Source organism: Pseudocitrobacter sp. CD920760, from assembly GCF_057782505.1.
In genome coordinates, this window is the sequence record NZ_CM173490.1 from 2,103,043 (window position 1) to 2,124,140 (window position 21,098).

Sequence of the window (21,098 nt, forward strand, 5' to 3'; positions counted from 1 at the left end):
TTTGAGGATTTTCACCTGTGACAATAATAGCTTAGGACAATTCTTATTGAACTCATGGCGATGGAGATTATGAGCGCGTTATGTTGGCTCGGTCTGGTCGCTGACACACTACAGAGAGGTTAATCATAAGATGCCTGGTCTCATTCTTGCTGCAATGGTCATTGGAACGTTGAGCTTTGAGTCGAAGAAAGAAGGCGATCAGGTTACCGTGATCCCGATGGTGACGCTGCCCGTAGAGTGCCAGTGCGAAGTCAGCATGGAAACCGAACGACTGGGCGCATCGGGCACCAGTCGAAGCCGGCAAAAAAGTGTGCTGGTGATTCATGCGCGCAGACCGCAGGCGCTGGCCACGCTGATACTGACGCCTGCGCCGGGCGACAACGTGGTGGTGACCGTGCGCGTGTCTGATGGCCGCGATATCGATCTCAGTGAAACCTGGACGCTTGACCCACAAAAAACCTGACAGCCTCTCTGTCTAAAGTATCTCCCCCCTCTGCCGATAGCTTCTCTGTTGGTAATAGCGGTCTTCATTGCCAATAGCGAGTCATTTAACTCTCTAAAAATAAATGACGTATTGAACAACACAACTTTTTAATTTCATCCGTTGATTGCTGATGCCTCCCAAACATCGTAGGGGCTGCTAGCCTGAAAAGGTGCACAGATCACCCATCGTAATCAACAATCAGGGATGAAGCTTTGTGAAGAGGCTTACATGAAAGCATTTTTCGGTAATGCGTTGTTGATACTTTGTTTTACTCCCGCCATCTGTCTCGATGCGCTGGCGGGATCCGAACGGTCAGGCCAGGGAGGCGTGATTCATTTTCGTGGGCAAATCGTGGAAGGCGGGTGCGCGGTGGATCCGTCGACGCGCAATGTGAATGTATCCTGCTACCGCGATGGCAATCACCATCAAAATACGATTCCCGTCACGTCGCTTTCGCACGGAGAAACACAACATCTGAGGGATGCCACGCTGAATATGCAGTGGCTGAACAAACAGAAAACGCTTGCTGTGATAAGCGTGCAGTATCAATAATGGCAACCCCGCAGAAGGCGGGGTTCTATTATTTGTCAGTAAGCTCACCACCTCTATTGTCTAAACTGGTAATAGGTTTGTGGTTGGCAGGAGGTCAGCATGACAGCACGAATTCAGGTGTTGCAGGGAGATATCACCCAACTTGACGTGGATGTGATCGTCAATGCGGCAAACCCATCTCTGATGGGCGGTGGCGGCGTTGATGGTGCCATTCACCGTGCCGCAGGCCCGGCGTTAGAAGAAGCCTGTGCGGTCGTGCGTCAGCAACAAGGGACGTGCCCGCCGGGTCATGCAGTGATTACCCACGCGGGTAATCTGAAGGCGAAAGCGGTGATCCACACGGTCGGTCCGATTTGGAAAGGTGGCGATGCGCATGAAGCTTCGCTGCTGGAGCAGGCCTATCGCAACAGCTTGCAGCTGGCGCTGGATAACGGCTATCAGAGCGTCGCGTTTCCGGCGATTTCGACTGGTGTTTACGGTTACCCGAAACCCGCGGCCGCAGAAATTGCTTTCCATACGGTTGAGCGTTTTCTGACGTTTCATCGCACGCCGGAGAAAGTCTGGTTTGTTTGTTATGACGAAGAGAACGCCCGGCTGTATAAACGGTTATTAAGCCAGCAGGGCGACGACGTCGACGCATAAAAAAACGCCTGATACCGCAACGTATCAGGCGTTTTTGTTTGGGCGTTAGCCGCGTGAAGGCTGCGCTTTTTCAACCTTCTGCTGCGGTTTTCCTGAGAACAGGAAACGCAGTAGCGGAATACGCAGGTGGATCTCGTACAGCACCAGCGCGCACCCAATCACAAAGACCAGCCCGGTAACAAAGCCCACGATATTGGAGCTAATATTCGGCGTGATCCACGCGCCATAAAACAGCGTTAGCGGATGGTGCACCAGGTAGATAAACAGTGAGGCGTTAACGAAATAGGTCACGCGCGCAGACTGGAAATTCAGTAGGCGGTGGCCCAGCGAGAACACCACATTAACCATCCACAGACCCAGCACCATGGTGATCACCGACTCGGTTTCATACATCCACGCATCGCCGGAGCCGTATTGTTGATTCAGACGATAGGCGATGAAACCAGCAATGGCGGCAATCACGCACGGCCAGGAGGTGGTGGTAAACAGCGCTTTCACGCGTGGGTGAATAAATGCCAGCGCGCCCAGCACGAAGAAGGGTACATAGAACAGCGTTTGCATCACCGCAAAGTTAAACAGGCCGTCGCTGAGAATGGGCGGGTAAACGATAAACAGCGTGCGTCGGATTGCGGCGTACAGCACGCCCAACAGCAGGAACCAGACCGTCAGTTTTCCCATGGTCAGGTTATCTAAACACCCTGGCGTCTGACGGCGTTTAATGACCTTAAATGCCCAGATGCCAAGTGTGGTCAATACCACAAGAACCAATAAAAACCACAGATGCGACACCAGTTCCCATACCAGCGTATTATATTTGTCATAGAGCGACAGCGTGTGCCAGCTTTCCGTCTTGCCCTTGACGTGTTGCAGCATGAGAAACTGCGGCAGCGTCAGCAGAGGGATCGCGGTCAACATGGGGATCCCGACGCGCTCTACGCGCACTTTCCACCATTTCTTCAGCGGATAACGCAAAAACAGCATGTAGGAGAAGTAGCCGGAGATGACAAAGAACACCTGCATGCGGAAGGCATGAATAAAATCATTAAATAGCGTGAGCCACCATGAGGGTTCAACGCTGTTAACATGCCAGGTGTGGCTGGAGTAAATCAGAGAAATGTGAAAAGGGATACCCAGGAGCATCAGCCATGCGCGGATGGAATCGAGGAAATACTCGCGCTGTGCAGGTACATTATTCATAGAGTTAGCTAAATTCTCAGACTATTCGTCTTATCGCACGCGGCGATAACGTTTACATTCGACGCAACCCTACACGAAGTCCGGGTACCTGTCTCCAGGATAAGCACGCAAAGTGCAAAAAGCAGTTAACGGTTGCTTATTCCCTGAGCCGCTATGCTGAACAATATGGGGATTATGTTGTCGGATTGCTTGAGTTTCCAGTAAAATGGATCGGATCGATTTAAGCACACAAAGGGGGAAGTGCTTAGCTATATGAACAATAAACCACAGATGATGAAAATGCGCTGGATTGGCGCTGCCGTAATGTTGTCCCTGTGTACTTCATCTGCATGGGCGTTTAGCATTGATGACGTTGCAAAGCAGGCGAAATCACTGGCCGGGAAGAGCTATGAAGCGCCGAAAAGCAACCTGCCTTCCGTATTCCGCGAGATGAAATACGCGGACTACCAACAGATTCAGTTCAACCACGATAAGGCCTACTGGAGCAACGTTAAGACCCCATTTAAGCTCGAGTTCTACCACCAGGGTATGTACTTCGACACGCCGGTTACCATTAACGAAGTTACCGCTACGTCCGTACGCAAAATTAAATACAACCCGGACTACTTTAACTTCGGTGATGTACAACACGATAAAGACACGGTAAAAGACCTTGGCTTCGCCGGTTTTAAAGTGCTTTATCCTATCAACAGCAAAGGCAAAAACGACGAAATCGTCAGCATGCTGGGTGCCAGCTATTTCCGTGTCCTGGGCCAGGGGCAGGTGTATGGCTTATCCGCACGTGGTCTTGCTATCGACACCGCTTTACCGTCCGGTGAAGAATTCCCGCGTTTCCGTGAATACTGGATCGAGCGTCCGAAAGCCACCGACAAGCGCCTGACCATCTACGCACTGCTGGATTCTCCACGCGCCACCGGAGCTTACCGTTTTGTCATCATGCCGGGTCGCGACACGGTTGTGGATGTACAAACCAAAATCTACCTGCGTGACAAAGTCGGTAAACTGGGTGTCGCGCCGCTGACCAGTATGTTCCTGTTCGGGCCGAACCAGCCGTCGCAGGTCACTAACTATCGCCCGGAACTGCATGACTCCAACGGTCTGTCTATTCACGCGGGCAACGGTGAGTGGATCTGGCGTCCGCTGAATAACCCGAAACATCTGGCCGTCAGCAGCTATGCGACTGAAAATCCGCAGGGCTTTGGCCTGCTGCAACGTGGCCGTCAGTTCTCCCGCTTTGAAGATCTCGACGATCGTTATGACCTGCGCCCAAGCGCCTGGATCACGCCGAAAGGTGACTGGGGCAAAGGCACCGTCGAACTGGTTGAAATTCCGACCAACGATGAAACCAACGATAACATCGTCGCTTACTGGACACCGGACCAACTCCCGGAAGCCGGTAAAGAGATGAACTACAAATACAGCATCACCTTCAGCCGTGACGAAGACAAACTGCATGCGCCGGATAGCGCGTATGTCATGCAGACGCGTCGCTCTACCGGTGATGTGAAACAGTCCAACCTGATTCGTCAACCGGATGGCACGATGGCCTTTGTGGTTGATTTCACCGGTGCGGACATGAAAAAACTGCCGCAGGATACGCCTGTTACTTCACAAGCCAGCATTGGCGACAACGGTGAAATCGTTGAAAACAGCGTACGTTATAACCCGGTCACCAAAGGCTGGCGCTTGACGTTGCGCGTTAAAGTGAAAGATCCGAAGAAAACCACTGAAATGCGCGCGGCGCTGGTCAACGCTGACCAAACGCTGAGTGAAACCTGGAGCTATCAGCTGCCTGCCAATGAATAAGACAACGAAGTACATTGACGCGCTGTCGCTCACGGAGGCTGAAAAATCGGCGCTGCCCGATTCCAGCCTGCGTGCCGTGCACGAAGCGCTGGATACCGAGCATCAAACGTTTGAACGCGATGACGATACCCCGCTCGCATCCGTGAAAGCGCGTCTTGAGCAAAACTGGCCAGACTCTCTGGCCGGTGACCAGCTCATCAAAGATGACGAAGGCCGCACCCAGCTTCAGGCAATGCCGAAAGCGAAGCGATCCTCCATGTTCCCGGACCCGTGGCGTACCAACCCAATTGGTCGCTTCTGGGATCGCCTGCGCGGTCGTGATGTTACCCCGCGCTATGTCTCTCGTCTGACGAAAGAAGAGCAGGAGCACGAGCAAAAATGGCGTACGACGGGTTCTATCCGCCGTTACATTTTGCTGATCCTGACGCTTGCGCAGACTGTGGTGGCGACCTGGTACATGAAAACCATTCTGCCGTATCAGGGCTGGGCATTTATTAACCCTGCCGATATGGTCGGCCAGGACCTGTGGGTCTCCTTTATGCAGCTGCTGCCGTATCTGCTGCAAAGTGGCATCCTGGTGCTGTTTGCTGTGCTGTTCTGTTGGGTTTCTGCCGGTTTCTGGACCGCGCTGATGGGCTTCCTGCAACTGCTGATTGGTCGGGATAAATACAGTATTTCCGCGTCCACGGTGGGTGATGAAGCGCTGAACCCGGAACATCGCACTGCGCTTATCATGCCTATCTGTAACGAGGACGTCGATCGCGTCTTCGCGGGCCTGCGTGCAACGTGGGAATCGGTGAAAGCGACCGGTCAGCAGAAACACTTCGATGTGTACATTCTGAGCGACAGCTACAACCCGGATATCTGCGTTGCTGAGCAGAAAGCGTGGATGGAGCTGATTGCCGAAGTGCAGGGCGAAGGGCAGATCTTCTACCGTCGCCGTCGCCGCCGTGTGAAGCGTAAAAGCGGTAACATCGATGACTTCTGCCGCCGCTGGGGTAGCGAATACAGCTACATGGTGGTGCTGGATGCCGACTCCGTGATGTCCGGCGATTGCCTGACCAACCTCGTGCGTCTTATGGAAGCGAACCCGAATGCCGGGATCATCCAGTCATCGCCGCGTGCGTCCGGTATGGATACGCTGTATGCCCGTTGCCAGCAGTTCGCCACGCGCGTCTATGGCCCGTTGTTTACCGCCGGTCTTCACTTCTGGCAGTTGGGTGAATCCCACTACTGGGGGCATAACGCGATTATCCGCGTGAAACCGTTTATCGAGCACTGTGCGTTAGCACCGCTGCCGGGCGACGGTAACTTTGCCGGGTCGATTCTGTCGCACGACTTCGTGGAAGCCGCGTTGATGCGTCGTGCAGGGTGGGGCGTGTGGATAGCCTATGACCTGCCGGGCTCCTATGAAGAACTGCCGCCAAACCTGCTCGATGAGCTGAAACGTGACCGTCGCTGGTGTCAGGGTAACCTGATGAACTTCCGCCTGTTCCTGGTAAAAGGGATGCACCCGGTTCACCGTGCGGTGTTCCTGACTGGCGTAATGTCTTACCTTTCTGCGCCGCTGTGGTTCCTGTTCCTGGCGTTGTCAACGGCGCTTCAGGTGGTGCATGCGCTCACCGAGCCACAGTACTTCCTGCAACCTCGCCAGCTGTTCCCGGTGTGGCCGCAGTGGCGTCCTGAACTGGCGATTGCGCTGTTTGCTTCAACCATGGTGCTGCTGTTCCTGCCGAAACTGCTCAGTATTATTCTGGTGTGGTGTAAGGGGCCGAAAGAGTACGGCGGCTTTATCCGCGTGACGATTTCTCTGCTGCTGGAAGTGCTGTTCTCCGTGCTGCTGGCACCGGTGCGTATGCTATTCCACACCGTGTTCGTGGTTAGCGCATTCCTTGGCTGGGAAGTGGTCTGGAACTCGCCGCAGCGTGATGATGACTCTACGCCATGGGGCGAAGCGTTTATGCGTCACGGCTCTCAGCTGTTGCTGGGTCTGGTGTGGGCCGTTGGTATGGCATGGCTGGATCTGCGTTTCCTGTTCTGGCTGGCGCCGATTGTCTTCTCGCTGATCCTTTCGCCGTTCGTCTCGGTTATTTCGAGCCGTTCAACGATCGGTCTGCGCACCAAGCGCTGGAAACTGTTCCTGATCCCGGAAGAGTACAACACGCCGAAAGTGCTGGCGGATACGGATGCCTACCTGCAACTGAACCGCAATCGCACGCTGGAAGATGGCTTTATGCACGCGGTGTTTAACCCGTCATATAACGCGCTGGCGACAGCCATGGCAACCGCACGTCACCGTGCCAGCCATGTGCTGGAGATTGCGCGCGACCGCCACGTTGAGCAGGCGCTGAACGAAACGCCGGACAAACTTAACCGCGACCGTCGTTTAGTGCTGCTGAGTGACCCGGTGACCATGGCGCGTATGCACTATCGCGTATGGGCTGCGCCTGAGAAATACACATCCTGGGTGGATGAGTATTCGAAACTGGCGATTAACCCGCTGGCGATGAAAGCAAAATAAGCCGTAAAAATAAGAAAATACCGGCGTTAAAGCCGGTATTTTTTTGTCTGACGTTGAGGTATTGCATGAAATTCGTACTGGTCATCGCGATGACGCTGTTATTGAGCGGATGCGGCAGCGTTATCAGCCGCACCATTCCCGGCCAGGGACACGGAAACCAATACTATCCCGGCGTGCAGTGGGACCTGCGTGATTCCGCGTGGCGTTGGCTGACGATAATTGACCTGCCATTTTCGCTGATCTTCGATACGCTCCTGTTGCCTATCGACGCCAGCCACGGCACTTACGAATAATCAGCGCTCATCCCACTCATCTGCCGCAGCCTGGCCCTCTTCGGTATCCAGCGAGGGTTCAAGCTGAAATTCGCCTTCATCCCATTCATGAAGCGTATTCTCTTCCAGCCACTCCTGGCGTAACTCAATTTCGTCATAATCGCCGTCAAAGACGCTCTGGGCCGCTTCCCCACTCAGCACCGGCAGGCACTCGCCTTCTTCGCTGTCGTCGGCAAAGAATTCTGCCTGCCACATGATATCGCCATCCTGCAAAACGTACTTCTGGATATTCAACTGCTGAACATCCGCATCGCTCTCTTCAACGGAGGGGTTATCGGCGAGGAACTCTTCTCGCGCCGCGTCAATAGCTTCTTCAAGCGTGGCATACATAGTCATCTTATTCTCCCTGCGATTTGACGTGGTCTCGGGTGTTACCCGTTCAGACGGGCAACATTCCGGGTATATTCAGGGAAAGAATAGCTTAAGATTGGAACAGGCAAGAAAAAATGGCTGAAAATCACCCGACTGTCTTAGCCGGGGCGCGACGACGCAGGCTAAAGCCGGTATAAATCGCATTGCACAACACCACCGCGGCGGTAATGCAGAACACCGCGCGAAAACCGTAGGTCGCCGACACCGCCGAGCCAATCAACGGCCCGGTCACGTTGCCAATATCGCGAAACGACTGGTTATAGCTGAACACCCGCCCGGCAATCTGGTTGCTGGCGTTATACACCAGCAGCGTTTGCACTGCGGGCAGTAAAGCGCCATCGGCGGCACCAAGCAGAAAACGCAGGATGCCAAGCTGCAACGGATTTTGTACAAACGACATGGGGATCAACAGCAGCACGGAGAGAACCAGCGCGGTGATAAGAATTTTTTCCGGACCAATTCTGTCGCCCAGTTTGCCCAGCCTTGGCGCGCTCAGCAGCGCGGCGACGCCGGGTACGGAGGCAATCATCCCGCTGATAAACGCAATGTTGCTGACGTTGCCGGCGAGATCGCGCACGTAAAGCGTCAGGATCGGCGCAATAGAGCCGGTGGCGACCTGAATAATCAGGGTGGTGACAAACAGGCTGAGCACCAGTTTGGGATTCTTCAGCGAGCTGATTACCTCGCGGGCGTGAAGCATCTCTTTTTTATTGACCGGGGTGAACTGTTCGCGAATCAGCAGCAAGGTCAATACAAAGCACAGGAACAGCACCGTGGCGGTAATGAAAAAGACGGGTCGTAAACCGTAGCTATCGGCCAGCAAACCGCCCGCCAGCGGCCCGAGGAGCGCGCCGCTGACGCCACCCGTTGAAAGTGTCCCCAACGCCCAGCCGCTTTTATTTCGTGGTACCTGAGTGGCAATCAGCGCATTGGCATTGGGCACAAAACCGCCCAGCACGCCAAGCAGCGCGCGCAGCACTAAAAATTGCCAGATATTCTGTGCCAGACCCATCAGCAGCATGACGATAGCCATTCCCAGCGCCGAGCGCAGCAGCATGATTTTTCGGCCTTTTCGATCGGCCAGACCGCCCCAGAATGGCGAGGCAATGGCGGAAAACAGAAACGTAATACTGAAGACAATCCCTGACCACAGATTAAGTTCGCTGTGGCCGGTCACGCCAAGTTGCTCGACGTAGAGAGGAAGGAAAGGCATCACCAGGCTGAATGCCGCGCCGGTCAGGAAGCAACCAAGCCAGGCGATGGTAAGATTACGTTTCCAGTTTATGGGAGCATCGACATCAGAAGCAGGCATAAAATTCCAAAAGTGAGCAGGGGAACAGTTAATTCAATAAGCCTGCTAATTATGCGCTCGTGTGATTGTTACTGCAATGCCAGGCATCAGCGCAGCCGTGAAGGCTGCGCTAACGTTCAGTAGCGGGAAGGCATCCCTTTCGGGCGCGTCTTGAAGCGACGGTGTAGCCACATATACTGCTCCGGGGCCATCATGATGCACTTCTCGACAATCTTGTTCATCCACGCGGCCGTGGTTTCTGCGTCATCCAGCGGCGGGGAGAGTTCCGGCTCAAGGATAATCAACTCGTAGCCTTTGCCGTCAGGTTTGCGGCGCGGCACAAATGGCACAATACTGGCCTTCGACATGCGTGCCAGCATCCAGGTGCCTGACGTCGTGGCGGCTTGCTCGACGGCAAACAACGGCGCAAATACGCTGGCGCGCGGGCCGTAGTCGTGGTCAGGCGCATACCAAACGATTTCGCCGTTTTTCAGCGCGCGGATCATGCCTTTCAAATCTTTCCGGTCGATCATCGATTTATTGGAACGCATCCGCCCCCAGGTTTGCAGTAAATCGATAACCGGGTTGTCGTTCGGGCGATAGACGCCAATGCCTGGGTTGAAGAAACCGAACATTCGCGCACCCATTTCGAGCGTCAGAAAGTGAATACCGATCAGCAAAATACCGCGTTTCTGTTCCTGCATGGCGGAGATATGCTCCAGACCGCTGGCATCCGTCCAGCGATCGATACGGCGATCGGGCCAGAACCACGCCATCCCGGTTTCCATCAGGCCCATACCGACCGATTCGAAATTCTTCACCACATGTTGATGACGTTCGGCTTCACTCATTTGCGGGAAGCATAATTCGAGATTGCGATAAGCGATTTTTGAGCGACGTTTCATAAAACGCAGCGCCACGCGGCCAATGGCATTGCCGAGACGATAAATGATCGGGTAGGGCAACTGTACGATAAGCCACAGCAGGCCAATTCCCAGCCAGGTTAGCCAGTAACGTGGATGCAGCAACGCCGCGGTAAATTTGGGTAACTGGGTCATGTCTTTCCTGTTTTATCGAGCCACTCCCGCTATTGTCGCATTATTTTCCCGCCAGCCAAACTGACGAGGGTACGAGTGTCGATAATTCGAGCAAATGTTTCAGTCGATGTTTTTATAGAGAGACAAATGTAGCGCAAAATGTGTGGATGTAAATTGTCGATGATTGCTATATCATCCGCCCGATCTATATATTTCATTCCCTTTTGCAGGATTAGAGCACCATGCCAGTGTTACATAACCGCATATCGAATGAGACCCTGAAGGCGCAGATGCTCGCTGAAACCGAGCCGCGTACGACAATCTCATTCTATAAGTATTTCACCATCGTTAACCCGAAAGCGACCCGTGATGCCCTTTACCTCGCACTTTCCGAACTGAAAGTGTTTGGTCGCATCTATCTGGCCCATGAAGGGATCAACGCGCAGATTAGCGTTCCCGCAAGCAATGTCGAAGCGCTGCGCGAGTTGTTGTACCGTTTTGACCCTGCGCTGGACGGGCTGCGCTTTAACATCGCGCTGGATGACGACGGCAAATCATTCTGGGTGCTACGCATGAAAGTGCGCGACCGCATTGTGGCGGACGGCATTGACGATCCCTCGTTTGACGCGAACGATGTCGGCGCTTATTTAAAAGCGGCGGAAGTGAACGCGATGCTGGATGACCCGGATGCGGTGTTCATCGATATGCGCAACCACTATGAGTATGAAGTCGGCCATTTCGAACGCGCCATGGAGATCCCGGCAGATACGTTCCGCGATCAGCTACCGAAAGCCGTCGAGATGATGCAGGAACATAAAGACAAGAAGATTGTGATGTACTGCACCGGGGGAATTCGCTGCGAAAAAGCGAGCGCCTGGATGAAACATAACGGGTTTAAGCAGGTGTGGCACATTGAGGGCGGCATTATTGAATATGCCCGCCGCGCGCGTGAGCAGGGGTTACCGGTGCGCTTTATCGGCAAGAACTTTGTGTTTGACGAGCGGATGGGAGAGCGTATTTCTGACGAGGTGATTGCCCACTGCCACCAGTGCGGGACGGCCTGTGACAGTCACACCAATTGCCTGAACGACGGCTGCCATCTGCTCTTCATTCAGTGCCCGGCCTGCGCAGAGAAATATGACGGCTGCTGTAGCGAAGCCTGCCAGGAAGAGCACAAACTGCCGGAAGAGGAGCAGCGTAAACGCCGCGCCGGACGTGAAAATGGCAACAAGATTTTCAATAAATCGCGTGGTCGGCTGAATACTAAACTGGGTATTCCTGACCCTCAGTGATCAGGCGAAAAAAATCCAGATAAGATCGATCAGGGCCAGCAGCAGACAGAGCGCGACGTAAATCATAAAGTGCTCGCGCAGGTTGTTGACCAGATAGTGATATAGACGCTGCATCATTATTCTCTTTAAAGGCACATCATCGTATGTGCCTGCGTTTTTGTCAGGTGCTTTCGAGTGTAGGCCTGATAAGCGCAGCGCCATCAGGCAAACCGCACTAATTAATCGTCAAAACGGGAAAGCGAGAAGGGCGCCAGGTTAAAGGTTTCTGGCTGTGACTGCGCGAATCGCGTGGCGATTTCACCCAGCACGGTCGCGAACTTGAACCCATGACCACTCAACCCGCCAATCAGTAAAGTATTTGGCTGACCGGGTAGCGTATCGATAATGAAATCTTCATCCGCGGTGTTGTCGTAGGTGCAGGCGGCACCGTGCAAACAGCCGCCAATACCGGGCAGAATATTACGCAGGAAGCTGAAAGCCTCAGAGCCATCGGTGGCGACGGTACCGAACGGTTTGCGCCCTTGTGGCGTATTGATTAGCTGGCCGCCATTATGCTTGCCGATTTTAAGTTCATTCTCAACCGCCGGGAAACCGTAGAACTGATCGCCATTCGGCAACTCCCCCGTAAACGCCGGGAAGTTATTTTTGCGGCTGTAACGCCCATCGGCCTGGAACCAGGCAAACACTTTGCGAACCGGTTGTATTGGTAATTGCGGGTAGAGTTGTTTAGCCCAGGTACCGGCGCTGAGCAGCAGTTTTTTCCCTTCAAAGCGGCCTTCTGACGTTTCTATCGCGACCCCGTCAGCGTGATGTTCAATCGCGGTGACTGGGCAGTTGAAGAGTTGCGCGCAACCCGCTTCCTTTGCCTGCGCGATCAATGTTTTTACCGCCAGCTCGCTTTTCAGCACGCCAGACGCGGGCTCAAAGATGGCCTGATAGTCTTCGGGCACCTGAATTTCAGGCCAGCGGGCCATTACGCCTGCGGCATCCAGTCGTTCTACATCAAGGCCAAATTTTTCCGCACTCTCCGCCACGGTGGCAAGAAAGGTTGAATCTGCCGGGCCAAGATTCACCACGCCGCTACGTTCGAACAGGTCTTCACCGCTGGTGGTGGCCAGCGCGTCCCACAGCTGCTGCGCGCGCAGCACCAGAGGAACATATTTTTCGCCTTCACCATACGCGTGGCGAATCAGACGCGTGTCGCCGTGGTGGCTGCCTTCGGTATGAGGCGGCATGTGGGCATCGGTCATCAGGACATTCAGTCCCGCTTTACGGGCGTAGTATCCGGCAGCCGCCCCGACGGAGCCACTGCCGACAATGATTAAGTCATATTGCATAGCGCTTCCTGGAATTGTTTTTTGATAAGCCGCATCAGCATGCAGGATGATGTGTATAGCAGGGTAATTAACAAGCCAGCCTGATACAAGCCTGAAAATAAAGAAGGCACCCGAAGGTGCCTGTTTGATAATTATTCGTATCAGCACTAATGCCTGCGATACTCATTCGCCTGGTAATCGCCGGATTCAATTTTGGCGATGCCCGCCTCTAATATAGAAATAAATTGACGAGCGACATCGGTAGTCAACCAAAGCGTTTGACCTATTTCAGCTTCTTTCTTGCTCGATTCATTGGGGTCTTGGTAGTGCAGGCGCAGCATCAGCGCATCGTAGCTATCAACGGTGCTGATGTCCCATCCAACGAGGGGATGGGTCTGGATGACTTCATTATTCTTTTCCATCATAACCCCTTATATCTTTGTTAAAAGGCAACAACTCTCGAGGTTCAATGCAGGTTTTTTTCGAAGCTTTTTCAGTATACCAACAACTTACTTAATATTCGAGATTTTAAATAAAATGCAACACAAATTCCTAAAGTACGCGTTTTGTTGCGCAATAAATCACCATTGTGGCTGAGATTTTATTAATGGAATCAGAATAAGGCCAAAAAGAAGCGGGGCGGCGAGAAATAAAAAAGCCGGGGCGACCCGGCAAAGAACACAATGAGGGAGCAAATTAATCGGTTATGAACCAGTCATCCGCGCTTTCCCAGGTCTCCTGGAGAATTTCGCTGATCCGGTCTTTATCTTCTTTAATGCCACCGATAACCGAAAGGTTATTTGCCGATGCGTAGCGTACCGAAACGGTGCCGCCGCTATCCGGAAACTGATTGTTAATTCGTCGGGAGAGTTCACCCGCCAGTGCATCAAGTGCGCCAGCGGGGAGGGTTGTGGTTTTAGCAATAGTCACTTCAATGCGCATGGTTGCCCCCTGTATGTGTACTGTATATTTATACAGTTAAAGCAAAAAACTTACAACAGGGAGCGTGCGATTTATTTTTTTACCGTCCAGCGTACGGTTTCACCGGCGAGGAAGGGGATCAGGGTATCGTCAGAAAGGGCAATACTCTCAACCACCTGGCTCTCTTCACGTACCAGCTCAACGGTAGACTCGTTCACCGGCAGGCCATAGAAACGTGGGCCGTTCAGCGAGGTGAAGGCTTCGAAGTGCTGTAGCGCATTCATCTCTTCAAAGACGGTGGCATAGCTACCGAGCGCGGTGGGCGCATTAAAGCAGCCTGCACAGCCGCAACTGGCTTCTTTGCGATGACGCGCATGCGGCGCGGAGTCAGTCCCGAGGAATGCGCGCTCGAAGCCGCTGGCGACCAGTTCGCGCAGCGCCTGCTGGTGGATATTACGTTTGAGGATCGGCAGGCAGTAAAGATGTGGGCGCACGCCGCCAACCAGCATGTGGTTGCGGTTGAACATCAGATGCTGCGGGGTGATTGTCGCAGCCAGCAGTTCATTACCCTCACGTACATAATCTGCGGCATCTTTGGTAGTGATGTGTTCAAACACGACTTTCAGCCCTGGCAGACGCTGGCGCAACGGCTCCATAACCGTCTCGATAAAGCGTGCTTCGCGGTCAAAAATATCGATGTCGGCGTGAGTGACTTCACCGTGAACCAGCAGCGGCATTCCGAGTTTTTCCATTCGCTCCAGCACCGGCATAATGGCATCGATACTGGTGACGCCGTGGCTGGAGTTGGTCGTTGCGTTTGCCGGATACAGCTTAGCTGCCGTAAATACACCTTCCTGAAAACCGCGTTCCACTTCATTCGGATCGAGGGAGTCGGTGAGGTAACAGGTCATCAGCGGAGTAAAGTCGTGGCCTGCCGGAACGGCATCCAGAATGTGCTGGCGGTAGCTGATGGCCGCTTCCACGGTGGTGATAGGCGGCACCAAATTTGGCATGATGATCGCACGACCATAGAGCTCGCTGGTATAAGGCACGACGGTTTTCAGCATCTCGCCATCACGCAGATGGATATGCCAGTCGTCTGGGCGGCGAATTTTCAGAACTTGCGGTAATGCGGTCATGGGTGTGCTCCGGCCTGGTGGGAAATCAGTCATTAGGGCTGTTTTTTGCCGGGCACTAAGGATAAACGTAAACGTTTTCCTTTGCACTCCTTTCTGTAAAAAAAAGACGCCCGACGAAAATATCCGCCGGGCGTCTTTTTTACGATGTTAATCCGTAAACGGGATGATAATTTGTCCTGGTTTTACCTCAATACCTTTCGCATATTTTTTAGCCAGTGCTTCGCCTTTGCTGGCATCTTCTTTCAGCACGTAAGCCGGTTGCTGATTAAAGTAATTGCGCAGTGACTGGTTCAGATAAGGCACTAAAGTTTGCACCACCGATTGCATTTTCTCCGGTGTCACTTTGGCATCGACCACTTCCATCTCCTGCAGGAAAATCGCACCTTTCTCTTTATTGAAGACCGGTAACGCCTTCAGTTTCAGGTCAATGGTCGCTTTCTGACTGCCAAACAGCGAGTTTAAATCCAGTTTAGCGTCACCGGTGAGGGTGACTTTATTCGGCTCTTCGCGGCCAATGGCGCTGGTGAGATTATTCAGCACGATGTGCGCGTCGGCCACGCCGGGCAGGCCAATATCTTTCGAGAAATTATTGTGCTTTTGCAGCGCCTGATTAATTTCCTGTTCACTCACTGTGTATTGCGTCAGTTGATTACAACCCGCCACCAGGCCGCCAACGATCAGTGCGGCAATGACAAAAAATTTCTTCATGAAGTTCCTCAATATGATGCTGTGCTGTAATCCTGTCCACAGGCAGCTTGCGCTTTCAGTCGTGATTATGACAGCGGAAAATACTGAAAGTGCCATCTCTTCTTTCTTAGGATGAGATTCTACTGATGGCCTGCGTGAATTGCAGGCCATCAATTGCGCGGAATAAAAGGGCTAAAGGCGGGGTTCAAGCATACCGGAGGCAGCGCGTTTTGGACTGAACTGCCACCATAAGGCGATAAATGTGATTATGCCGATAAGCCCCAGCATCGCCCACGGCAGTTCCGGCTGGTTCAGCGCTTTCCCGCTGTCGAATAGCCAGCCGCCACCGGTGTAGCCGAGGGCGCCGCCAAAGGCAAGCCCCAGACGGCTGAAGCCCATGTAGCTGCCGCGCGCGCGGGCATTGGCCAGATGTGCGCTCAGCGTTTCACGTGCCGGTTCCGCAATAATCGAACCGATGTAGAACGTACAAATTAACGTGAACAACTGCTGTAGCGAGGTGGCCAGACCAATCGGCAACATGGAAGCTGTCATGATCAGCAGGCCCGCCATCAGACGCTGCTCAAGGCGAAAGCGTTTTTCGCTCCATCGTGCGATAGGGTAGAGCAGCGTCAGCGATAGCGCCGCTTCGATGGCGTACATCCATTTCACGGCAGAAGGCGAGCCCGCAATATCGTTCACCATGATTGGCAGCATCAGCATTACCTGTACCGCCAGCATGTAGTAACCGGTGAGGGTTAACACATAGGTGACAAAACGTTTATCACGCAGCACCTGCGCAAGCCCTTCGCGTACTGGCGTTCTCACAGTAGAAAGTTTCCATGCCGGGAGGTAACAGGCGTTGAAGATAGCGCACAGAATGAACAGCACCGCACCCGCGCTGCACACCAGACGGAAGTCATATTGCAGCAGCCAGCTGCCCATCAGCGCACCGATGACCGCGCCCGCGCTGTCCTGCATCATCAATAGTGAGAAAAAACGGCCACGATGCGCCGGACGCACCAGCTTCACCACCAGGGCGGAACGCGGCGGATCGAATAGCGTGCCGCCAAGCCCGGAAAGCAAACAAGAGAGCCACAGCACCCACGGCTCGTGCGCGACGGCCATAATGGCAAAACCGCCCGCGCGCATCAGCATGCCGGTCACAATCATCGGTTTGGCGCCGAAGCGGTCCGCAATCGCGCCGCCAAAAATACCCAGACCTTGTTGAATTAACTGGCGCAGACCGAGCGCAATCCCGACCATTAATGCCGCCCAGCCCATCTGATCGACAAAACGAATGGAGATCAGCGGAAAGACGACAAAAAAGCCCAGCACAACCAGCATGTTATCGACTAAGAGGAAATATTTACCCAGGCTCCTTGCCTGCGATACGCGGGACATTTCCCCTCCAGGGGAATAAAAAGAGATGAACATCTCCATTCTGCCGGGTCGCCTCACCTTTTCCCATATTGCCAGCGACAATATTTTTTTATCAAAATGCTGCTTTGATTGAGCTTGTTTATCGAAATCGCGATCGGGGTATGAAAAAAGGTATGTTGCTGTTTTCACAGACCCCCTGTGGACAGGTATAGTGAGTTAACCCGGGTTATTATTCAGGTACAGGAGTAAGAGATGTTTGGCTATCGCAGTAACGTGCCGAAAGTGCGTTTGACAACCGATCGTCTGGTTGTGCGTCTGGTCCATGACCGTGATGCATGGCGTCTTGCCGATTATTACGCAGAGAACAGGCAGTTTTTAAAACCCTGGGAGCCCATCCGTGACGATAGCCACTGTTATCCTTCCGGCTGGCAGGCTCGCTTGTCGATGATTAATGAATTTCATAAGCAGGGAAGCGCGTATTATTTTGCGCTGCTCGACCCGGAGGAGAAGGAAATTATTGGCGTCGCCAATTTCTCTAACGTGGTGCGCGGGTCGTTCCACGCCTGCTACCTTGGTTACTCGATTGGGCAAAAGTGGCAGGGGCAGGGGCTGATGTTTGAAGCGCTGACCAGCGCTATCCGCTATATGCAACGCACCCAACATATTCACCGCATTATGGCTAACTATATGCCGCACAATCAGCGCAGCGGCGATTTACTGGCGCGGCTGGGGTTTGAAAAAGAGGGTTATGCCAAAAACTATTTGCTGATTGACGGCGAATGGCGTGACCACGTATTAACCGCACTCACCACCCAGGAATGGACAGCTGGTCGCTAAGGAGAAGAGATGAAATATGAGTTAACCCCGCTGGAAGCGCGCGTGATTGGTTGCCTGCTGGAAAAACAGGTCACCACACCCGAGCAGTATCCGCTGTCGATTAATGGCGTAGTGACGGCCTGTAACCAGAAAACCAACCGCGAACCGGTGATGACGCTCAGCGAGTCTGACGTACAGGATCTGCTGGATACGCTGGTCAAACGCCACTATCTGCGCACGGTCAGCGGTTTTGGTAACCGCGTGACCAAGTACGAACAACGTTTCTGTAATTCTGAATTTGGCGATTTGAAACTTTCCAGCGCCGAAGTGGCGCTGGTGACTACGCTGTTACTGCGCGGTGCGCAAACGCCGGGTGAATTGCGTGGCCGCGCGCAGCGGATGCATGAATTTAGCGATATGGCAGAAGTGGAAGCCACGCTTGAGCGACTGGCTACGCGGGATGATGGCCCGTTTGTGATGCGTTTGCCGCGCGAACCTGGCAAACGCGAGAGCCGCTATATGCACCTTTTCAGCGGGGAAATGGAAGTACTGGCCCAGGTCGCCGATGATGTCGCCCCGGCGGATGACGATCTCCGTGCGCGCGTTGATGCACTGGAAGGCGAAGTGGCGGAGCTGAAACAGCGCCTGGATTCCCTGCTGGCGCATCTCGGAGAATAACGATGGCAAAATTACGCGTAGGCGTGGTTGGGCTGGGCGGGATCGCGCAGAAGGCGTGGCTTCCGGTACTCAGCGCCGCCACCGACTGGACGTTGCAGGCGGCCTGGTCGCCGGGTAAAGAGAAGGCGCTGAAAGTGTGCGAAACCTACCGCATGCCGTATGCGGACTCGTTAGCCTCACTGGCGGCGCAGTGCGATGCTGTGTTTGTCCACAGCGCAACGGCGTCTCACTATTCGGTGGTCAGCGAACTGCTGAATGCGGGCGTGCACGTCTGCGTCGACAAACCGCTGGCGGAGAAGCTAAGCGATGCCGAGCGTCTGGTCGAACTGGCCGCGCGCAAGAAGTTAACGCTGATGGTGGGTTTTAATCGCCGTTTCGCGCCGCTGTATCGTGAGCTGAAAGGCAATCTCGCCAATGCGGCGTCGCTGCGGATGGATAAACACCGTACCGACAGCGTCGGCCCGCACGATCTGCACTTCACGCTGCTGGATGATTATCTGCATGTGGTCGACACCGCGCTGTGGCTGGCGGGCGGTAATGCGCCCTTAAGCAGCGGCACGCTGCAAACCACAGACGACGGTGAGATGCTCTACGCTGAGCATCACTTCAGCCATCCAACGCTTAGCGTCACAACCAGCATGCATCGCCGCGCCGGGAGCCAGCGCGAGTGGGTGCAGGCGGTGACGGACGGCGCGCTGTATGACATCACCGATATGCGTGAGTGGCGAGAAGAGCGGGGCGCAGGCGTGCTCACCCGTCCCGTACCCGGCTGGCAGACCACGCTTGAGCAGCGCGGATTCGTCGGCTGTGCGCGCCACTTTATCGAATGCGTGCAAAATCAGACGGTTCCGGAAACCGCTGGCGACCAGGCACTGATGGCGCAACGCATCGTAGAAGCGCTGTGGCGCGAGGCCGTTGATGAATAACCTGCTGTAACATCTGGCAGTAGCAATTCATCCCGAACCCGGTAGACTAACGCCTCTTCAGGCTCCTGCCTGTAAACCGCAGCCCGGCAATCGCGCCGGGCTGTTGCAGGCATTTTGCTTCCGGTTGTGGAATAACACGTTAATGAATCTATTAAAATCGCTGGCGGCTGTCAGCTCGATGACCATGTTTTCGCGCGTGCTGGGTTTTGCGCGTGATGCCATTGTGGCAAGGGTTTTTGGCGCAGGAATGGCGACTGATGCCTTCTTTGTTGCGTTCAAACTGCCTAACCTGCTGCGCCGTATTTTTGCCGAAGGCGCGTTTTCTCAGGCTTTTGTGCCGATTCTCGCGGAATACAAAAGCAAGCAGGGCGAAGACGCGACCCGCGTATTTGTCTCGTATGTTTCCGGTTTATTGACGCTGGCGTTAGCGCTGGTGACGGTCATTGGCATGCTGGCGGCACCGTGGGTTATCACGATTACCGCGCCGGGCTTTGCCGATACGGTGGATAAATTTAATCTCACCTCACAGCTGCTGCGCATTACCTTCCCCTATATTTTGCTGATTTCACTCGCCTCGCTGGCGGGGGCTATTCTTAACACCTGGAACCGCTTCTCGGTGCCTGCGTTTGCGCCGACGCTGCTTAACGTCAGTATGATTGGCTTTGCGCTGTTTGCTGCGCCGTATTTCAACCCACCGGTGCTGGCGCTGGCGTGGGCGGTGACCGTAGGCGGCGTGCTCCAGCTGGCGTATCAGCTGCCGCATCTGAAAAAAATTGGCATGCTGGTACTGCCGCGCATCAATTTAAAAGATGCGGGCGCGATGCGCGTGGTGAAGCAAATGGGGCCGGCTATCCTTGGCGTCTCCGTCAGCCAGATTTCCCTGATCATCAACACCATTTTTGCCTCTTTCCTGGTTTCCGGTTCCGTTTCGTGGATGTACTACGCTGACCGTCTGATGGAGTTCCCGTCCGGCGTGCTGGGCGTGGCGCTGGGGACGATTCTTCTGCCGTCGCTGTCGAAAAGCTTTGCCAGCGGTAATCATGATGAATATTGCCGTCTGATGGACTGGGGGCTGCGTCTGTGCTTCCTGCTGGCGCTGCCGAGCGCGGTGGCGCTGGGTATTCTGGCGAAACCGCTGACCGTATCCCTGTTCCAGTACGGTAAATTCACTGCGTTTGATGCGGCGATGACGCAGCGTGCGCTGGTGGCCTATTCCGTCGGCCTGATGGGGCTTATCGTAGTGAAAGTCCTTGCGCCAGGATTCTACTCGCGTCAGGACATCAAAACGCCGGTGAAAATCGCGATTGTGACGCTGATTATGACCCAGTTGATGAACCTCGCGTTTATCGGCCCGCTGAAACACGCGGGTCTGTCGCTGTCGATTGGTCTGGCGGCCTGCCTGAACGCCAGCCTGCTCTACTGGCAGTTGCGTAAGCAGAAAATCTTTACCCCACAGCCGGGCTGGAGCAAATTCCTGGTGCGTCTGATTGTGGCGGTGCTGGTGATGGCAGCGGCATTGCTGGGAATGATGCACATCATGCCTGAGTGGTCACAGGGGACCATGCCGGTGCGCCTGTTACGCCTGATGGCGGTGGTTGTGGTGGGAATTTTTGCCTACTTCGCCACGCTTGCGGTGTTGGGTTTCAAAGTGAAAGAGTTCGCACGCCGGACGGCGTAATAAGATGCGGCGGCGGGAGCGTGATGTTTCC

22 protein-coding genes are annotated in these 21,098 nt (G+C 54.1%); 11 read left to right on the top strand and 11 right to left on the bottom strand.

The genetic code is table 11. The features are described 5' to 3' along the window. Positions 1-130 precede the first annotated feature (130 nt). The 3 genes from csgC to ymdB all read left to right on the top strand — a co-directional run bounded on the left by csgC (position 131) and on the right by ymdB (position 1,678). On the top strand, positions 131-463 hold the full coding sequence (gene csgC, locus AC1MKH_RS09665; protein ID WP_276220237.1) for a curli assembly chaperone CsgC: 333 nt from the start codon (positions 131-133) through the stop codon (positions 461-463). Between the two features lie 249 nt (positions 464-712). Further along, positions 713-1,036 carry a fimbrial protein gene (locus tag AC1MKH_RS09670; RefSeq protein ID WP_276220236.1) on the top strand — a complete coding sequence of 108 codons (324 nt, stop codon included), beginning with the start codon at positions 713-715 and terminating at the stop codon, positions 1,034-1,036. Positions 1,037-1,135: 99 nt separating this feature from the next. Continuing rightward, positions 1,136-1,678 carry an O-acetyl-ADP-ribose deacetylase gene (gene ymdB, locus AC1MKH_RS09675; RefSeq protein WP_276220235.1) on the top strand — a complete coding sequence of 181 codons (543 nt, stop codon included), beginning with the start codon at positions 1,136-1,138 and terminating at the stop codon, positions 1,676-1,678. Between the two features lie 45 nt (positions 1,679-1,723). Here ymdB and mdoC read toward each other — a convergent pair whose 3' ends face one another. Continuing rightward, a complete protein-coding gene (gene mdoC / locus AC1MKH_RS09680) occupies positions 1,724-2,875 on the bottom strand; it encodes a glucans biosynthesis protein MdoC (protein ID WP_276220234.1) in 1,152 nt (383 codons plus the stop codon). A gap of 252 nt (positions 2,876-3,127) precedes the next feature. On the opposite strand from mdoC, the gene mdoG reads away from it, so the two are divergent. The 3 genes from mdoG (at position 3,128) to AC1MKH_RS09695 (ending at position 7,495) form a co-directional block, all read left to right on the top strand. Further along, entirely contained in the window at positions 3,128-4,681 is a 1,554-nt protein-coding gene (mdoG, locus tag AC1MKH_RS09685) for a glucans biosynthesis protein MdoG (protein ID WP_276220233.1), read from the top strand. Then, a complete protein-coding gene (gene mdoH, locus AC1MKH_RS09690) occupies positions 4,674-7,202 on the top strand; it encodes a glucans biosynthesis glucosyltransferase MdoH (protein ID WP_276220232.1) in 2,529 nt (842 codons plus the stop codon). The genes mdoG and mdoH overlap by 8 nt, the downstream gene beginning before the upstream one ends. A 65-nt stretch (positions 7,203-7,267) precedes the next feature. Continuing rightward, complete coding sequence (locus AC1MKH_RS09695; RefSeq protein ID WP_276220231.1) at positions 7,268-7,495, top strand: YceK/YidQ family lipoprotein; 228 nt, start codon at positions 7,268-7,270, stop codon at positions 7,493-7,495. Here AC1MKH_RS09695 and AC1MKH_RS09700 read toward each other — a convergent pair whose 3' ends face one another. From AC1MKH_RS09700 to AC1MKH_RS09710, 3 genes are all read right to left on the bottom strand, one after another. Beyond that, positions 7,496-7,870 carry a MysB family protein gene (locus AC1MKH_RS09700; protein WP_015964894.1) on the bottom strand — a complete coding sequence of 125 codons (375 nt, stop codon included), beginning with the start codon at positions 7,868-7,870 and terminating at the stop codon, positions 7,496-7,498. A 121-nt stretch (positions 7,871-7,991) separates the two neighbouring features. Then, positions 7,992-9,218, bottom strand: coding sequence for a multidrug efflux MFS transporter MdtG (mdtG, locus tag AC1MKH_RS09705; RefSeq protein WP_276220230.1), 1,227 nt, complete (start codon positions 9,216-9,218; stop codon positions 7,992-7,994). 116 nt (positions 9,219-9,334) lie between these two features. After that, positions 9,335-10,255, bottom strand: coding sequence for a Kdo(2)-lipid IV(A) acyltransferase (locus AC1MKH_RS09710; RefSeq protein ID WP_276220229.1), 921 nt, complete (start codon positions 10,253-10,255; stop codon positions 9,335-9,337). A gap of 221 nt (positions 10,256-10,476) precedes the next feature. Here AC1MKH_RS09710 and trhO point away from each other — a divergent pair, with 221 nt between their 5' ends. Next, complete coding sequence (gene trhO, locus AC1MKH_RS09715) at positions 10,477-11,526, top strand: oxygen-dependent tRNA uridine(34) hydroxylase TrhO (RefSeq protein ID WP_276220228.1); 1,050 nt, start codon at positions 10,477-10,479, stop codon at positions 11,524-11,526. Here the strand turns inward: trhO and AC1MKH_RS09720 are convergent, their stop codons facing one another. The 7 genes from AC1MKH_RS09720 to mdtH all read right to left on the bottom strand — a co-directional run bounded on the left by AC1MKH_RS09720 (position 11,527) and on the right by mdtH (position 16,990). Beyond that, positions 11,527-11,640, bottom strand: coding sequence for a DUF2770 family protein (locus tag AC1MKH_RS09720; RefSeq protein WP_015964890.1), 114 nt, complete (start codon positions 11,638-11,640; stop codon positions 11,527-11,529). It lies immediately after the preceding gene. Positions 11,641-11,744: 104 nt separating this feature from the next. Beyond that, a complete protein-coding gene (gene solA / locus AC1MKH_RS09725; RefSeq protein ID WP_276220227.1) occupies positions 11,745-12,863 on the bottom strand; it encodes an N-methyl-L-tryptophan oxidase in 1,119 nt (372 codons plus the stop codon). Positions 12,864-13,009: 146 nt separating this feature from the next. After that, positions 13,010-13,264 (bottom strand): biofilm formation regulator BssS, encoded by a 255-nt coding sequence (gene bssS / locus AC1MKH_RS09730; protein WP_015964888.1) that lies wholly within the window; start codon positions 13,262-13,264, stop codon positions 13,010-13,012. Positions 13,265-13,538: 274 nt separating this feature from the next. Beyond that, the gene (gene dinI, locus AC1MKH_RS09735; RefSeq protein WP_276220226.1) at positions 13,539-13,784 is read right to left on the bottom strand and encodes a DNA damage-inducible protein I; all 246 of its coding nucleotides are present in this window, start codon (positions 13,782-13,784) and stop codon (positions 13,539-13,541) included. A 71-nt stretch (positions 13,785-13,855) separates the two neighbouring features. Next, entirely contained in the window at positions 13,856-14,902 is a 1,047-nt protein-coding gene (gene pyrC, locus AC1MKH_RS09740) for a dihydroorotase (protein WP_276220225.1), read from the bottom strand. A gap of 147 nt (positions 14,903-15,049) precedes the next feature. After that, entirely contained in the window at positions 15,050-15,610 is a 561-nt protein-coding gene (locus AC1MKH_RS09745; RefSeq protein ID WP_149464674.1) for a lipoprotein, read from the bottom strand. Positions 15,611-15,781: 171 nt separating this feature from the next. Next, entirely contained in the window at positions 15,782-16,990 is a 1,209-nt protein-coding gene (gene mdtH / locus AC1MKH_RS09750) for a multidrug efflux MFS transporter MdtH (protein ID WP_276220224.1), read from the bottom strand. A 231-nt stretch (positions 16,991-17,221) separates the two neighbouring features. On the opposite strand from mdtH, the gene rimJ reads away from it, so the two are divergent. The 4 genes from rimJ to murJ all read left to right on the top strand — a co-directional run bounded on the left by rimJ (position 17,222) and on the right by murJ (position 21,067). Continuing rightward, entirely contained in the window at positions 17,222-17,806 is a 585-nt protein-coding gene (rimJ, locus tag AC1MKH_RS09755) for a ribosomal protein S5-alanine N-acetyltransferase (protein WP_108475757.1), read from the top strand. A 9-nt stretch (positions 17,807-17,815) separates the two neighbouring features. Further along, complete coding sequence (locus tag AC1MKH_RS09760; RefSeq protein ID WP_276220223.1) at positions 17,816-18,463, top strand: YceH family protein; 648 nt, start codon at positions 17,816-17,818, stop codon at positions 18,461-18,463. A gap of 2 nt (positions 18,464-18,465) precedes the next feature. Continuing rightward, positions 18,466-19,389, top strand: a complete 924-nt coding sequence (locus AC1MKH_RS09765) for a Gfo/Idh/MocA family protein (RefSeq protein ID WP_276220222.1) — start codon at positions 18,466-18,468, stop codon at positions 19,387-19,389. A 142-nt stretch (positions 19,390-19,531) separates the two neighbouring features. Then, positions 19,532-21,067, top strand: a complete 1,536-nt coding sequence (murJ, locus tag AC1MKH_RS09770) for a murein biosynthesis integral membrane protein MurJ (protein ID WP_276220221.1) — start codon at positions 19,532-19,534, stop codon at positions 21,065-21,067. Positions 21,068-21,098: the final 31 nt, after the last annotated feature.

What these genes read in the sequence shown, in the direction of transcription:
- csgC (WP_276220237.1), top strand. Translation starts at nt 131, where the DNA reads ATGCCTGGTCTCATTCTTGCTGCAATGGTCATTGGAACGTTGAGCTTT.
- AC1MKH_RS09670 (WP_276220236.1), top strand. Translation starts at nt 713, where the DNA reads ATGAAAGCATTTTTCGGTAATGCGTTGTTGATACTTTGTTTTACTCCC.
- ymdB (WP_276220235.1), top strand. Translation starts at nt 1,136, where the DNA reads ATGACAGCACGAATTCAGGTGTTGCAGGGAGATATCACCCAACTTGAC.
- mdoC (WP_276220234.1), bottom strand. Translation starts at nt 2,875, where the DNA reads ATGAATAATGTACCTGCACAGCGCGAGTATTTCCTCGATTCCATCCGC.
- mdoG (WP_276220233.1), top strand. Translation starts at nt 3,128, where the DNA reads ATGAACAATAAACCACAGATGATGAAAATGCGCTGGATTGGCGCTGCC.
- mdoH (WP_276220232.1), top strand. Translation starts at nt 4,674, where the DNA reads ATGAATAAGACAACGAAGTACATTGACGCGCTGTCGCTCACGGAGGCT.
- AC1MKH_RS09695 (WP_276220231.1), top strand. Translation starts at nt 7,268, where the DNA reads ATGAAATTCGTACTGGTCATCGCGATGACGCTGTTATTGAGCGGATGC.
- AC1MKH_RS09700 (WP_015964894.1), bottom strand. Translation starts at nt 7,870, where the DNA reads ATGACTATGTATGCCACGCTTGAAGAAGCTATTGACGCGGCGCGAGAA.
- mdtG (WP_276220230.1), bottom strand. Translation starts at nt 9,218, where the DNA reads ATGCCTGCTTCTGATGTCGATGCTCCCATAAACTGGAAACGTAATCTT.
- AC1MKH_RS09710 (WP_276220229.1), bottom strand. Translation starts at nt 10,255, where the DNA reads ATGACCCAGTTACCCAAATTTACCGCGGCGTTGCTGCATCCACGTTAC.
- trhO (WP_276220228.1), top strand. Translation starts at nt 10,477, where the DNA reads ATGCCAGTGTTACATAACCGCATATCGAATGAGACCCTGAAGGCGCAG.
- AC1MKH_RS09720 (WP_015964890.1), bottom strand. Translation starts at nt 11,640, where the DNA reads ATGCAGCGTCTATATCACTATCTGGTCAACAACCTGCGCGAGCACTTT.
- solA (WP_276220227.1), bottom strand. Translation starts at nt 12,863, where the DNA reads ATGCAATATGACTTAATCATTGTCGGCAGTGGCTCCGTCGGGGCGGCT.
- bssS (WP_015964888.1), bottom strand. Translation starts at nt 13,264, where the DNA reads ATGGAAAAGAATAATGAAGTCATCCAGACCCATCCCCTCGTTGGATGG.
- dinI (WP_276220226.1), bottom strand. Translation starts at nt 13,784, where the DNA reads ATGCGCATTGAAGTGACTATTGCTAAAACCACAACCCTCCCCGCTGGC.
- pyrC (WP_276220225.1), bottom strand. Translation starts at nt 14,902, where the DNA reads ATGACCGCATTACCGCAAGTTCTGAAAATTCGCCGCCCAGACGACTGG.
- AC1MKH_RS09745 (WP_149464674.1), bottom strand. Translation starts at nt 15,610, where the DNA reads ATGAAGAAATTTTTTGTCATTGCCGCACTGATCGTTGGCGGCCTGGTG.
- mdtH (WP_276220224.1), bottom strand. Translation starts at nt 16,990, where the DNA reads ATGTCCCGCGTATCGCAGGCAAGGAGCCTGGGTAAATATTTCCTCTTA.
- rimJ (WP_108475757.1), top strand. Translation starts at nt 17,222, where the DNA reads ATGTTTGGCTATCGCAGTAACGTGCCGAAAGTGCGTTTGACAACCGAT.
- AC1MKH_RS09760 (WP_276220223.1), top strand. Translation starts at nt 17,816, where the DNA reads ATGAAATATGAGTTAACCCCGCTGGAAGCGCGCGTGATTGGTTGCCTG.
- AC1MKH_RS09765 (WP_276220222.1), top strand. Translation starts at nt 18,466, where the DNA reads ATGGCAAAATTACGCGTAGGCGTGGTTGGGCTGGGCGGGATCGCGCAG.
- murJ (WP_276220221.1), top strand. Translation starts at nt 19,532, where the DNA reads ATGAATCTATTAAAATCGCTGGCGGCTGTCAGCTCGATGACCATGTTT.